At 71.7% G+C, this 13,066-nt stretch carries 11 protein-coding genes; 4 read left to right on the plus strand and 7 right to left on the minus strand.

The window, feature by feature from the left end; genetic code table 11:
* Nucleotides 1-49 precede the first annotated feature (49 nt).
* Genes TSO221_RS06020 through TSO221_RS06030 form a run of 3 tightly spaced genes read right to left on the minus strand, consistent with a single transcriptional unit; the run spans nucleotide 50 to nucleotide 3,126 of the window.
* The gene (locus tag TSO221_RS06020; protein ID WP_109117575.1) at nucleotides 50-1,660 is read right to left on the minus strand and encodes an oligopeptide/dipeptide ABC transporter ATP-binding protein; all 1,611 of its coding nucleotides are present in this window, start codon (nucleotides 1,658-1,660) and stop codon (nucleotides 50-52) included.
* Nucleotides 1,657-2,427 (minus strand): ABC transporter permease subunit, encoded by a 771-nt coding sequence (locus TSO221_RS06025; RefSeq protein ID WP_109117576.1) that lies wholly within the window; start codon nucleotides 2,425-2,427, stop codon nucleotides 1,657-1,659. The genes TSO221_RS06020 and TSO221_RS06025 overlap by 4 nt, the downstream gene beginning before the upstream one ends.
* 3 nt (nucleotides 2,428-2,430) lie before the next feature.
* On the minus strand, nucleotides 2,431-3,126 hold the full coding sequence (locus TSO221_RS06030) for an ABC transporter permease subunit (protein ID WP_109117577.1): 696 nt from the start codon (nucleotides 3,124-3,126) through the stop codon (nucleotides 2,431-2,433).
* 185 nt (nucleotides 3,127-3,311) lie between these two features.
* Between TSO221_RS06030 and TSO221_RS06035 the strand changes: the two genes are divergently transcribed.
* Together TSO221_RS06035 and TSO221_RS06040 are read left to right on the plus strand one after the other, a co-directional pair.
* A complete protein-coding gene (locus TSO221_RS06035) occupies nucleotides 3,312-5,492 on the plus strand; it encodes a VTT domain-containing protein (protein ID WP_109117578.1) in 2,181 nt (726 codons plus the stop codon).
* Nucleotides 5,489-6,301 carry an endonuclease/exonuclease/phosphatase family protein gene (locus tag TSO221_RS06040; RefSeq protein WP_109117579.1) on the plus strand — a complete coding sequence of 271 codons (813 nt, stop codon included), beginning with the start codon at nucleotides 5,489-5,491 and terminating at the stop codon, nucleotides 6,299-6,301. Before TSO221_RS06035 ends, TSO221_RS06040 begins: the two co-directional genes overlap by 4 nt.
* Before the next feature lie 172 nt (nucleotides 6,302-6,473).
* Here the strand turns inward: TSO221_RS06040 and TSO221_RS06045 are convergent, their stop codons facing one another.
* A complete protein-coding gene (locus TSO221_RS06045) occupies nucleotides 6,474-7,547 on the minus strand; it encodes a COX15/CtaA family protein (RefSeq protein WP_247877930.1) in 1,074 nt (357 codons plus the stop codon).
* Between the two features lie 165 nt (nucleotides 7,548-7,712).
* Between TSO221_RS06045 and TSO221_RS06050 the strand changes: the two genes are divergently transcribed.
* Nucleotides 7,713-11,219 carry an FAD-dependent oxidoreductase gene (locus TSO221_RS06050; RefSeq protein ID WP_109117581.1) on the plus strand — a complete coding sequence of 1,169 codons (3,507 nt, stop codon included), beginning with the start codon at nucleotides 7,713-7,715 and terminating at the stop codon, nucleotides 11,217-11,219.
* A gap of 53 nt (nucleotides 11,220-11,272) precedes the next feature.
* Nucleotides 11,273-11,641: a hypothetical protein gene (locus TSO221_RS34865; RefSeq protein ID WP_146208722.1), complete on the plus strand. Its 369-nt coding sequence runs from the start codon at nucleotides 11,273-11,275 to the stop codon at nucleotides 11,639-11,641.
* An 89-nt stretch (nucleotides 11,642-11,730) separates the two neighbouring features.
* Here TSO221_RS34865 and TSO221_RS06055 read toward each other — a convergent pair whose 3' ends face one another.
* The 3 genes from TSO221_RS06055 to TSO221_RS06060 form a co-directional block, all read right to left on the minus strand.
* On the minus strand, nucleotides 11,731-12,219 hold the full coding sequence (locus tag TSO221_RS06055) for a lysozyme (protein WP_109117582.1): 489 nt from the start codon (nucleotides 12,217-12,219) through the stop codon (nucleotides 11,731-11,733).
* A 93-nt stretch (nucleotides 12,220-12,312) separates the two neighbouring features.
* Nucleotides 12,313-12,459, minus strand: a complete 147-nt coding sequence (locus tag TSO221_RS35285) for a hypothetical protein (RefSeq protein WP_158284005.1) — start codon at nucleotides 12,457-12,459, stop codon at nucleotides 12,313-12,315.
* A gap of 104 nt (nucleotides 12,460-12,563) precedes the next feature.
* Nucleotides 12,564-12,827: an usg protein gene (locus TSO221_RS06060; RefSeq protein ID WP_109117583.1), complete on the minus strand. Its 264-nt coding sequence runs from the start codon at nucleotides 12,825-12,827 to the stop codon at nucleotides 12,564-12,566.
* Nucleotides 12,828-13,066 lie beyond the last annotated feature (239 nt).

Below are 13,066 nucleotides of genomic sequence, written 5' to 3' on the forward strand. Positions count from 1 at the left end.
TGGGTGCGCGCACGGCAGGCCCGCGGAGTGCGACCTATTGTCCGCCCGCTCAGCCGACCTCCGGCTCGTCCCAGCGGTGGCAGGCGACGCGGTGGCCGGGGCGGACAGTCTCCAGCACCGGGACGCTGTCGGCGCAGACGTCGGCGGCGCGCGGGCAGCGCAGCCGCAGCGGGCAGCCGCCGGGCAGCCGCAGCGCCGAGGGCGGGTCGCCGCGCAGCTCCGGCTTGCGCCCCTCGGCGACGGCGAGCAGCGCCTGCGTGTAAGGATGGCGGGCGTCGGCGCGGAGCGTGGCGGGGTCCGCCTCCTCGACCACGCGGCCGGCCAGCAGCACCAGCACGCGGTGCGCCGTGCGGAACGCCAGCGCCGCGTCCTCGGTGGCGAGCACCAGCGTGGTGCGCTGCTGGCCCTGCAGGTGCAGCAGGTGGCCGACCAGCGCCTCCCGGTCGGCGGCGTCGAGGCTCGCGGTGGGCTCGTCGCACACCAGCAGGCCGGGGTGCGTGACCAGCGCCCGCGCCAGCCCGACGCGCGCCGCCTCCCCCACGGTCAGCGCCGCCGGGTAGAGGTCGGCGGCGGCCAGCGGCAGGCCGGCGCGCGACAGCGCGTCGGTGACGCGCACCGGGCGCAGCGCAGCGTCCTCCTCCGGGACCAGCGCGGCGTGCGTCTCGGCGACGTGCTCGCCGACGCTGCGCAGCGGGTCGAGCGCGGCGCGCGGGTCGGGGAACAGCGCCTGCACGTCGCGCCGCTCGTGCCGCATCGCCGGCTCGTCGAGGGTGAGCAGGTCGCGCCCGTGCCACGCCACCCGTCCGCCCGCCGCCGGCATCAGCCGCAGAACGGCGCGCGCCACCATCGCCTTGCCGCTGCCGGTCTCACCGAGCAGCGCCGCCGTCTCGCCCTCCGCCAGCTCGAAGCCGACGCCCTCCACCACGTTCAGCCAGCGCGTGCCGCCCAGCCACGTCCGCCCGACCGGGAAGGCGACGCGCAGGTCGCGCACCGACAGCACCGGCGCCCCGCCGGCCGACGGCGCGGCCTCCGGAGATTCGCCCGGCTCCGGCGGCTGCCCCAGCCGTCCCAGGTCCAGATGCAGCACGCGGTCGGCCGGCGCCGCGGCGTCGCGCCCGGCGATCACCAGCCCAACCCGGCGCTCGCGCGCCCACGCCGCCAGCAGCCACAACAGCCGCGCCCGCACCGTCGGGTCCAGCCCGGCGCCCGGCGCGTCGGCCAGCAGCACCTGTGGGTCGGACGCCAGCGCCAGCGCCAGCGCGGCGCGCACCCGCAGTCCCTCCGGCAGCTCGTGCGGATAAAAGGACAGCCGGCGCGCCGCCATCGGCACCTCCAGCCGCTCCAGCGCCAGCACGGCGCGAGCCTGCGTGTCGCCGCCCAGCACCTCGGCAAACTGGGCGCCCAGCGTGCGATGCGGGGTCAGCCGCGCGCCCTGCGGCACCAACGCTAATCGTTCCGGATACGAAACGTGACCGTCAGCGACGGTGCCCGGCGGCAGCAGGCCGGCGGCGGCGCGCAGCAGCAGGCTCTTGCCGGCGCCGGCCGGCCCACTGATCGCCAGCACCGCGCCGGGCTCCACCGCGAAGTCGGCGTTCAGCACGATCACCGTGCCGCCGCAGCGCACGGTCAGCCCATCGGCCAACAGCAGCGGCGCACTCATGGACGCTCCACCGCGAAGGCGGCCTCGATGCCGTGGCCGATGGCGTGCAGCGCCGCCAGCGTCGCCGCCAGCAGCAGCGCCGGCGGCAGCAGCGCCGCCAAGGTCTTGGCCGCACCGATCTGCGCGCCCCAGGTGCCGGCCCCGCCCACGCCGAGGAAGGCGCCCAGGCTCAGCACCAGCACCGCACGCGGCAGCGCCGGCCACAGCGCCACCAGCAGCGGCCCCAAAACGTTCGGCAGCGTGTGCCGCCGCCAGACCTCGTACCGCCCCAGGCCGGCGGCCTGCGCCGCCGCCACGAAGCCGTGCCGCCCGGCCTCCACCGCAATGCCGTGCGTCGCCAGCGCCGCGCCGGGCACCAGCGCCAGGAGCACCGCCGCGTCGAATGGCAGCGGCCCGCCCCCGCCCAGCCCGGCTGCCACCACCGGCAGCAGCGCCAGCGGCAGCGCCGCCAGCCCGGCCGCCGCCCGCATCAGCGCCCGCCCGATCGGCCCGCCGAACAGAGCCGCCAGCCAACCCCACACCCCGCCGAGCAGCACCCCGCCCAGCGCCGCCGCGACGGCGAAGGCCAGTGTCGCGTGACCGGCCTGCAGGGCGTCGGCAACCGACTCGTCGCCGACGATGCCACGCAGCGGCGGCACCAGCGCGTCCCCCAGCACCACCGCCATCAGCAGCGCCAGCCCCTGCATGGCGCCGCGGTGATGCGCGAAGCGGTGGCGCGCGATCCGCCAGGGCGATTCCGTTGCCATGTCGAAACGGGTCCGCTCCATGGCTCACTCCAGCCGCGCGCGCGGGTCGAGACCGCCGCGCAGCACGGCACCCAGCGCGCGCAGCAGCAGGACCAGCCCGGCGAGCAGCGCCGCCGCCGCCGCGGTCCCGGCCGCATCCCCGGCGCGCGCCGCCTGCACCAGCATGGATCCGGTGCCCGGCAGCCCGAACAGCGCCTCGGCCGCCGCCCCGCTGGCCACCGTCGCGGCGGCGAGCGATCCCAGCGCGCCGGCCAGCGGCGCCAGCGCCGCCGGCAGCGTGTGGCGCAGGAACGCCTCCCGCACCGGCACGCCGCGCCCGCGCGCGGCCAGCGTGAAACCCTGCCGATCCACCGCCGCGACGCCCGCGCGCCCGATCCGCGCCGCCTCGCCCAGCACCGGCACCGCGAGCGCCAGGGCCGCCAGCGCCGGAACCCGGGTGCCCAGCGCCACGGCCACCAGCGCCGCCGCCAGGAACCCCGGCACCGCCGCCCCCACGGTGGCCGCTCCTTCGCCCAGCCACCCCGCCGCCAAACCAAGCGGCGCGCCGAGCGTCAATCCAAGCGCCAGCGCCCCGCCGACCAGCGCCAGCGTCACCGGCAGCCCGGCCGCGGCGCGGCCCAGCGCCGCCGTTCCCTCGGGCACGCCGAAGGCCGCCGCAGCCACGAGCAGCAGCACCGCCGTCAAGGCGGCGGCGAAACGGCGCAGCGCAAAGCTCAGCATGGACGCAGATCGGGGCGGGCAGTTGGCAACGGCATCGGGCGCGGTAACTCGTCCGGCGGACGGCAAGGTCCGACCGTAGCGGCGAAGCGCGGCGACGGGCAACGGGAATCGCGCCCCGGCCGGAGCGGAACGCTCCGGTCAGGTGTTCGTTGTCTACCGGCCCTCCTGCCACGAGCCACCCGCGCATGCCGCTTCCGTCGCCCCACGCCACCACCCTGCCCGTCCCCCTCGCGGCCGAACCCAGCCTGTTCGCACCGGGCCGCACCTGCTGGCGGGTCGAACAGGCCCGGCGTATCGGCATCGCCATCGACGCGGAGAACTACTTCACCGCCGCCAAGGAGGCGATGCGGCGCGCGCGGCGCTCGATCCTGCTGACCGCCTGGGACCTCGACCCGCGCGTGCGCCTGAGCCCGCATGAGCGCCCGCCGCGCCGTCCAGACCGGCTCGGCCACTTCCTCAACTGGCTGGCGACCAAGCGCCCGCACCTGGAGATCCGGGTGCTCAAATGGGACTACGCGGAATTGTTCGACATCGGGCGGGGCCAGCACCCGCTGTCGATCCGCCGGCTGTTCACCCACCCCCGGCTGGACTACCGCCTCGACAGCGACCATCCCACCGGCGCCTGCCACCATCAGAAGCTGCTCATCGTCGACGACGCGCTGGCCTTCTGCGGCGGCCTCGACCTCACCGCCAACCGCTGGGACACCCGCGCCCACCGCCGCGACGAGCCCAACCGCCGGCAGCCCGACGGGCAGTGCTACGAGCCGTTCCACGACGTCATGATGGCGGTGGACGGCGACGCCGCCCGCGCGCTCGGCGACCTGTTCCGCGAGCGCTGGCTGCGCGCCACCGGCCAGCCGCTGACGCCGACGCCGCCCGGCTACGACCCCTGGCCGGCGGCTCTGCTGCCGGTTCTGCTGCGCGAACATCCGGTGGCGGTGGCGCGCACCGACCCGCACTGGGGCGGCCGGCCCGAGGTGCGCGAGGTGGAGGCGCTCCATCTCGACGCCATTGCGGCTGCGAAACGAACCATCTACCTGGAGAGCCAGTACTTCGCCGCCCAGGCCGTCGCCGAGGCGCTGCGCAAGCGTCTGGCCGAGCCGGACGGGCCGGAGGTCGTGGTGGTCAACCCGGTGCGCGCCAACAGCTGGCTGGAGAACCAGGTGATGGTCTCCGCCCGCAACCGGCTGGCCCGCCAGTTGAAGGAATGCGACCCGCACGGCCGCTTCCGCCTGTACGCGCCGGTCACCGACCAGACGCACATCACCGTGCACGCCAAGGTGATGGTGATCGACGACCGGCTGCTGCGCATCGGCTCGGCCAACCTCAACAACCGCTCCATGGGCCTGGACACCGAGTGCGACCTCGCCATCGAGGCGCGGACCGGCGACGCGTCCGAGGCCGAGGTGCGCGCCGCCGTCACCGCAGTGCGCGACGATCTGCTGGGCGAGCACCTGGGCGTCGCGCCGGAGGCGCTGGGCCATGCGGTGCGGCGCAGCGGCTCGCTGATCGGCGCCATCGAATCGCTGCGCCGCCCCGGCGGCATGGGCCGCACGCTGGAGGTGCTGGAAACGCCCGATCCCGGCGTCATCGGCGCCACCATGGCCGACACCGGCGTCCTCGACCCCGAGCGGCCGGTTCCGGCGACCGAACTGGTCAACCGCGTGCTGCCCTCGCTGATCCCGCGCCAGCACACGGTGCTGGCAGGGCTGGCGATCCTGCTGGTGCTGGGCGGGCTGTACGCGCTGTGGAGCGTCACCGACCTCAAGGTGCTGGCGACACTGGACGCCGTGATGGCCGGGCTGGAATCGCTGCGCGGCACGCCGCTCGGCCCGGTGTGGCTGGTGGCGCTCTACGTGCTGGCCGGGCTGGTGGTGTTCCCCATCACCGTGCTGATCGCCGCCACCGCCATCGTGCTCGGCCCACTGGAAGGTTTCGTGATCGCAATGACTGGGGCGCTGGCGTCGTCGGTGGTGCTGTTCTGGATCGGGCGCACGCTGGGGCGGCGGCACATCGAGCGCTTCGGCGGGCCGGCGGTGGCGCGGGCCAGCGCGCGGCTGGCGCGCAGCGGAATTCTCGCGGTGGCGACGATCCGGGTTGTCCCGGTGGCCCCGTTCACCGTAATCAATCTGGTGGCCGGGGCGTCGCGCATCCGCTTCCGCGACTTCGTCGTCGGCACCCTGGCCGGCATCGCGCCGGGAGCACTGGCGTTCAGCCTGCTGGGCAACCAGTTGGAGAGGACGCTGCGCAACCCGACAGGGGCCGACGTGGCGCTGCTGGTCGGGCTCGCCGCCGTGGCGGTCGGGCTGGGCTGGGCGGCGAACCGGGTGTTGGACAGGACAGGCTGGGGAGGCAGGGACTCGTGATCCGGTTCACCGACGAGCGGGTTCGGCGCATCGCGTCGGCCCTGCGGGCCGCCCGCGCCCGCCGCCACCTGCGCCCGCCGGACAGCCGGTCGAGCCCGGTGCCGGAGGGCATGACGACGCTGCGCATCGCCACCTGGAACATCCACAGCTGCGTCGGCCTCGACGCCCGCTTCGCCCCCGACCGCATCGCCGAGGTGATCCGCGGCCTCGACGTCGACCTGATCGGGTTGCAGGAGGTCGGCTGGCACCACCGCGGCGAGGTCGGGCTGGACCAGTTCGACTACCTCGCCAAGGCCACCGGCCTGACGGCGCACGCGGCACCCACCAAGCACAACGCCCGCGCCCACTACGGCAACTGCGTCCTGACGCGGCTGCCGGTGCGCTCGGTGACGCCGATCGACCTGTGCGTCCGCCACCGCGAGCCGCGCGGCGGCGTCGACGTGGTGGTGGAGGTGGAGGGCCGCCCGGTGCGGGTGATCGCCGCCCACCTCGGCCTCGACCCGTGGGAGCGCGCCAGCCAGATCGCCCGGATCATCGGCCTGCTCGACCAGCAGCCGGAGCTGCCGTCGCTGTTCATGGGCGACCTCAACGAATGGACGCCGACCTCGCCGCGCCTGCGCCGCCTGGCCGAATCCTTCGAGGACTGGGCCAGCCCGCGCAGCTTCCACGCCAAGATGCCGACGCTGCGGCTGGACCGCCTGTACGTCCGCGGCGGCCTGAAGATCCCGGCCTTCGAGGTGATCCGCACGCCGGTGACCCGGCGGGCATCCGATCACCTGCCGGTACGGGCTGTGGTTGCGGTGCCGTAACCGTTGCCGGCCCCTCCCCCGCCTCCGGCGGGGGAGGGTTGGGTGGGGGCAGCGACGTATCCGAGAATCAACGCCTGCCACGGTGGCCGTCACCCCCACCTTCCCACGCCTGCGGCGCGGGCCCCTTCCTCCCCCAGCGGGGCTGGGGGAGGGGGTCACATGGCCCCCGGGGTCACCGCACCGGCTTCAACTCGTAGATCAGCCACACCAGCAGCCCGACCACGACCAGCGCCCCGCCCTGGTGCGCCGCCGCCAGCGGGATCGCCACCACGCTGAGCAGCGTCGCCACCCCCAGCGCGATCTGCACCACCACCATGGCGCCGAGCAGCAGCGCCACCCGCCCCGCACGCCCCGGCAGCCCCGCCGCCCACACCCACGCCGCCAGCACCAGCGCCACCGCGCCGGTGGTCAGCGCCAGCGCGCGGTGCAGGAACTGCACGGCCGCGGTGTTCTCGAAAGCGTTGAGCCACCAGGGCGACAGGTTCCACACCTCGGGCGGCACGACGTGCCCGGCCATCAGCGGGAAGGTGTTGTAGGCAAGGCCGGCGCGGAGGCCGGCGACGAACGCGCCCCAGACGATAGTCACCGCCGCCAGCCCCAGCGCCCAGCGGGCGAACCGGCGCAGCCCCGCCGCCTCCGGCCGCCAGCCGGCCAGTGGGGCCGGGTCGAGGATGCCCAGCGCCACCCGGATCAGCGCCGCGTAGATCAGGATCGCCGTGCCCAGGTGCAGCGCCAGCCGGTAGTGGCTGACGTGCGGCGCGTCGGCCAGCCCGCTCTTCACCATGAACCAGCCGATGACGCCCTGCAGCCCGCCCAGCAGGAACAGTCCGGCCAGCTGCGGCGCCAGCGCCCTCGGCACCCGCCCGCGCGCCAGGAACCACAGGAACGGCAGCAGGAAGACGAAGCCGATCAGCTGTCCCCACAGCCGGTGGAACCACTCCCAGAAGAAGATCTGCTTGAAGCCGGCGAGGTCCATCCAGGCGTTGTAGACGCGGAACTCCGGCGTCTGGCGGTAGAGGTCGAAGACACGGGTCCACTCCGCCTCCGACAGCGGCGGCAGGATGCCGATCAGCGGCTTCCACTCCACCATCGACAGGCCGGATTCGGTCAGCCGGGTGATCGCCCCGATCACCGCCATGGCGAACACCATGCCGGCGCAGGCCAACAGCCACACGGCGAGCGGCCGCGTCGCCGGTTTGGCACGGGGCGCGGCGCGGGAAACGCAGGTGTCGGTCAAGCTCGTCACGGGCGGGTCCATTGGGGGTAGCGGCCGGGAGAATGTGGGGGCGGGGTGGGGCTGCGTCAAATGGGCTGCGCCCGCCAGCCCGATTTGGCTGTACGCCGGTCCCCGGAATGTTACAAATTCGATAGGGAGACCAACCATTTGGGGCGGAAGCCCCGGCAGGCGGCGATGACGGACCTCACGCTGAGCTACGGCCTCGAGTTCGCGGATCTGTACGAACGGGAGGGGCTGCTGCGGATCGACCGCGCGTTCCTCGACCACCTCGCCGGCGCCGATGCCGGGCTGGCGGCCCGGCTGGAGGCGGCGCGCAGTGCGCCCGACGCGCTGGAGCGCAAGGCGGAGAGCGATCTTCTGATCGCCGTCGCCCCGCACCTGGAGGATTTCCTCGGCCAACTCTTCGGCATCCGCGCCGAATTGGACGAACTGCGCGCCCGCCACCACGAACTGGCGCCGCTCTACGCCGCCAAGCGCCTGTTCGTGCAGCGCCGCGCCGCCAAGGCGGTGGCGCCCGACGCGATCCCCAGCCTGGACGGCGCCGAACTGGCGGCGCGGCTGGAGGACTGGCTGGCCGGCCCGCTGACCGAGATCGCCTTCGCCCGCCAGGTGCTCGCCTGGATGGACGCCGAGGCCGAGCACGCCGGCAAGCTCGACACCGCCGCGCAGTACGCCGCCTGGGCGGTGTTCGCCGAGGCCGGCCGGGCGAAGCACGGCAAGGGCGTGCTGTTCCAGGTGCCGCACCGGACCGACCCGCTGCACCTCGTGCCGCTGGCCGTGGAGGAGCGGCACGGCGCCCCCATGGCCAAGGCGCCGGAGGAGCGCTGCCGCCCACGCCAGGGCTTCCACCTCACCGACCCGGGCACCGACCTGAAGGGCGCGCTCGACCAGGCCAACTACTGCATCTGGTGCCACAACCAGGGCAAGGACAGCTGCTCGCACGGGCTCCCGGATAAGAAGAATACGGACCGCAAGGCCGGCGGCTACGCCAGGAGCGCCTTCGGCGTGACGCTGCACGGCTGCCCGCTCGACGAGAAGATCTCGGAGATGCACGCCCTCAAGGCCGAGGGAGCGCCGGTCGGCGCGCTGGCCGCGGTCGTCATCGACAACCCGATGTGCGCGGCCACCGGCCACCGCATCTGCAACGACTGCATGAAGGCCTGCATCTACCAGAAGCAGGAGCCGGTCGACATCCCGCAGGCCGAGACCCGCACCCTGAAGGACGTGCTGGAGCTGCCCTGGGGCTTCGAGATCTACAGCCTGCTGACGCGCTGGAACCCGCTCGACCTGCGGCGCCCGGTGATGAAGGCGGCGAGCGGCTACAAGGTTCTGGTGGTCGGGCTGGGGCCGGCCGGCTTCACGCTGGCGCACCACCTGATGAACGACGGCCACACCGTGGTCGGCATCGACGGCCTGAAGATCGAGCCGCTGCCGGCCGACCTCTCCGGCGTCCTGCCCAGCGGCACGCGCGTCGGCTTCCGGCCGATCCGCGACGTGCACGACCTCTACGACCGGCTGGACGAGCGCGTCATGGCCGGCTTCGGCGGCGTGGCCGAGTACGGCATCACCGTGCGCTGGAACAAGAACTTCCTGAAGGTCGTCCGCCTGCTGTTGGAGCGGCGCAGCCGGATGAGCATCATCGGCGGCGTGCGCTTCGGCGGCACGCTGACCATCGACGACGCGCTCGAGTTGGGCTTCGACCACATCGCGCTGTGCATGGGCGCCGGCAAGCCGACCGTGGTGCCGATGAAGAACGGGCTGGCGCGCGGCGTGCGGCAGGCCTCGGACTTCCTGATGGCCCTGCAGCTGACCGGGGCGGCGAAGACCGAGTCCATCGCCAACCTGCAGGTCCGCCTGCCCATCGTGGTGATCGGCGGCGGCCTGACCGCCATCGACACCGCCACCGAGTCGCTGGCCTACTACCCCGTCCAGGTCGAGAAGTTCCTGTCCCGCTACGAGACCCTCGCCGCCGAGCGCGGCGAGGCCGCGGTGCGCGGGCGCTGGACGCCGGAGGAAACGGTGCTGGCCGACGAGTTCCTCGGCCACGCCCGCGCCATCCGCGCCGAGCGCGCCGCCGCCGCGGAGGAGGCCCGGTCGCCCCGCATCGCTGCGCTGCTGGACTCCTGGGGCGGCGCCACCATCGCCTACCGCCGCCGGCTGATCGACGCGCCGAGCTACACGCTGAACCACGAGGAGGTGATGCACGGCCTCGCCGAGGGCATCCGCTTCCTGGAATCCGTCACCCCGCGCGCCGTGGAGATGGACGAGCACGGCGCCGCCAGGGCGCTGCACCTTGCCCACAACCCGGTCGGGCCGGACGGCGTCGTCGCTCCGGCCGCGGTGGACGTCACCCTGCCCGCCCGCACCATCCTGGTCGCCGCCGGCACCCAGCCCAACACCGTGCTGGCCCGCGAGGAGCCGGAATGGGTGGAACTGGACGGCCGCACCTTCCGCGCCCTGGACGAGGACGGCAACCCGGTGAAGCCGGAACCGATGCCGAAGCCGGCCGAAACGCACGTGCTGATGGCGAAGGCGCCTGATGGACGCTTCCTGTCCTTCTTCGGCGACCTGCACCCGTCCTTCTCCGGCAACGTGGTGAAGGCGATGGGCGGGGCGAAGCGCGGTTACCCGGTGGTCAGCCGGGTGCTGGAGAGGCGCTCCCCCACCGCGGTGGCGCCGGAGCGGCTGGTGCAGACGCTGAACCACGACCTGCGCCCCAGCGTGCACGCGGTGCACCGGCTGACGCCGACCATCGTCGAGGTGGTGGTGAAGGCCCCCGCCGCCGCCCGCCGCTTCGAGCCCGGCCAGTTCTACCGCCTGCAGAACTTCGAGACGCTGGCCTACCGGGTGGGGCACACCACGCTGGCCATGGAGGGGCTGGCACTGACCGGCGCCTGGGTGGACAAGCAGCGCGGCCTTCTGTCGATGATCGTGCTGGAGATGGGCGGCTCGTCCGACCTGTGCGCGACGCTGAAGACCGGCGACCCGGTCATCGTCATGGGCCCGACCGGCGCGCCGACCGAGGTGCCGGAGGGCGAGACGATCGGACTGGTCGGCGGCGGCCTCGGCAACGCGGTGCTGTTCTCCATCGGACAGGCGGCGCGCGCGCGGGGCTGCCGCGTCGTCTACTTCGCCGGCTACAAGAAGCTGATCGACCGCTACAAGGTGGACCAGATCGAGGCCGCCGCCGACCGCGTCATCTGGTGCAGCGACGAGGCGCCGGGCTTCGAGCCCTCGCGCCCGGGCGACAAGACCTTCGTCGGCAACATCGTCGAGGCGATGCGCGCCTACGCCTCCGGCGAGCTGGGCCGGGCCGACATCCCGCTGTCGGACGTGGACCGCATCGTCGCCATCGGCTCCGACCGCATGATGGCGGCGGTGGGGGCGGCCCGGCACGGCGTGCTGAAGCCCTTCCTGAAGCCGGGGCACGTCGGCATCGGTTCGATCAACTCCCCCATGCAGTGCATGATGAAGGAGATCTGCGCCCAGTGCCTGCAGCGCCACCGCGACCCGGAGACGGGCGAGGAGAGCGTGGTGTTCTCCTGCTTCAACCAGGACCAGAACCTGGACCGCGTGGACTTCGCCAACCTCAACGACCGCCTGAAGCAGAACGCCGTGCAGGAGAAGCTGACCGCGCAGTGGATCGACCGGTGTTTGCGGGCGATGGGGGCGCGGAGGTAGTCGGAGACGAAGAAATTCGGCGAGACCTCCGCCCGCCATGAGGGAAACACAAGATGCTTAAGCCGAGTGCACGCTTCTCCGATGTGGTCATCAGAGCGCTCCGATATTGGCCTAATAAAGTGAGCACATCAGATCGCATAATAACTATAGTTGGCAACGAGGTTAGAATAAGATTTCCAACTCTATCGCAGGCAGAGGATCAGGCAGATCCACAACTCCTATCAGAAAATGACGAGTTTGGACATTTACTGAACTGGACCCTGTACACAATTCTTCATAAAATCGCACAAATGCAAGAAGCCGTCTTTCCGCAGATGGTTTACCACGGCTATCTGCGGCATGCGTTTGAAGAAAGCCTGAAAGACGACATGTATCAAACAATCGCCAAAGAATATTGGGAAAGCAACTCCAGGCACCCGTAAAACATCCCTGCCCAGTACAGGGAAGAGCTTCCAAAAGCGTGCATCTGGATAGGTCGGGCCGACCAGTGGGCGATCCGACGATCGAATCCCTACGCCGTCGCCGCCGGCGTCGGCTCTGCGTTCAGGAAGTCCGCCTCGCCCTGAAACAGCGCGGCCTCGGCGGCGCGCCGCTTGACGAGGCCCTGCAGGATCACCTTGCGGCCGTCCACCGTGCTGTACACCCACTTGCCGAACTCGCCGGCCGCGCCGGCGAAATCTTCGGCGTTGACCTTCTTCAGCAGGGTGGACTCTTCGAGATTCCCAATCCCCAAGTTGAAAGCGAAGGACGCCAACGCGCCGCGCTGCTGCGGATTGATCGTCACCTTCACCAGCCGGTCCACGCCGGCCGCCGCGCCGGTCAGGTCCTCGGCCAGATAGGCGTTCGCCTGATCCTCGGTGATCGTGTCGCCCAGTTTCACGCCCTCCGTGTGCCCGTAGCCGATGGTCGGCACGCCGGCCGGGCACAGGTAGGCCTTCAGGTACAGACCTTCGAAATGCTTCACTAGGTCGACGGCGTCCTGGCACACCGGCTCTGTCATCGCACACCCCTTCGCGAGAATGAGCGAAAACCATAACCGATCATGCATTGTAAGTAAAATTTGATCCGCATCCGAAGCGTTATCCACTTCGAACTATAACACCGACAGATCCTCCAGCGCGTGCAGCAGGAAGAACAGGCCGAAGAAGATGGCGAACAGCCCGGCGATGGTGGCGAACTCCAGGACCGCCTCGGTCAGCCAGGCGTCGGACTCGTCGTGGTCGACGTGCAGCATGGTCATTCATCCCTCCGCGTGCGCCCGATGGCGCGTTCATTTGCATAAAATTTTAGGCAAGCGGCGCAAGGAGGCAGTGACGGCCGTCACACCGGCCACAGGGGATCCGTTCAGTGCAGCCGCAGTTCGGCGGCGACCAGCCGCACCTCGGCCGGAGCGATCAGCCCCTGGGTCGCCAGCTTCACCGAGTGGAGCTTGCCGTCCAGGTTGCGCTGCCAGTAGTCGAGGAAGCGCGTCAGCACCGGATAGTGCGGCGCCATGTCCAGGTCCTGCCAGATGAAGCTCTGCAGCAGGGCGGGATGGTCGGGCATGTGGTAAAGGATTTCCGCCGTGGTCAGGCGGTAGTCGCGAAGCTGCCGGGCAAGGTCGGTCATGCGCTCACCTCCACAGTGGTTGGCATGGTGGTTGGTTCCGCGGCGATCCCCCGTTGCATTTTGATGAAGCCTGCCGCACGAACAATCAACGCGCAAGACGGAAGATTGTTCCATTTCAATATCTTAGCAGCCAACACGCACGACTGCTGCCAGCTTTTCGCACAAATGCGCCAACGACCCTCTTGAATCGCATCGGCCGTTCGATTAGCTGTCTGGCACTCACCGGGCGAGAGTGCTAA

Origin of the sequence: Azospirillum sp. TSO22-1 (assembly GCF_003116015.1) — a bacterium.
GTDB lineage: Bacteria > Pseudomonadota > Alphaproteobacteria > Azospirillales > Azospirillaceae > Azospirillum.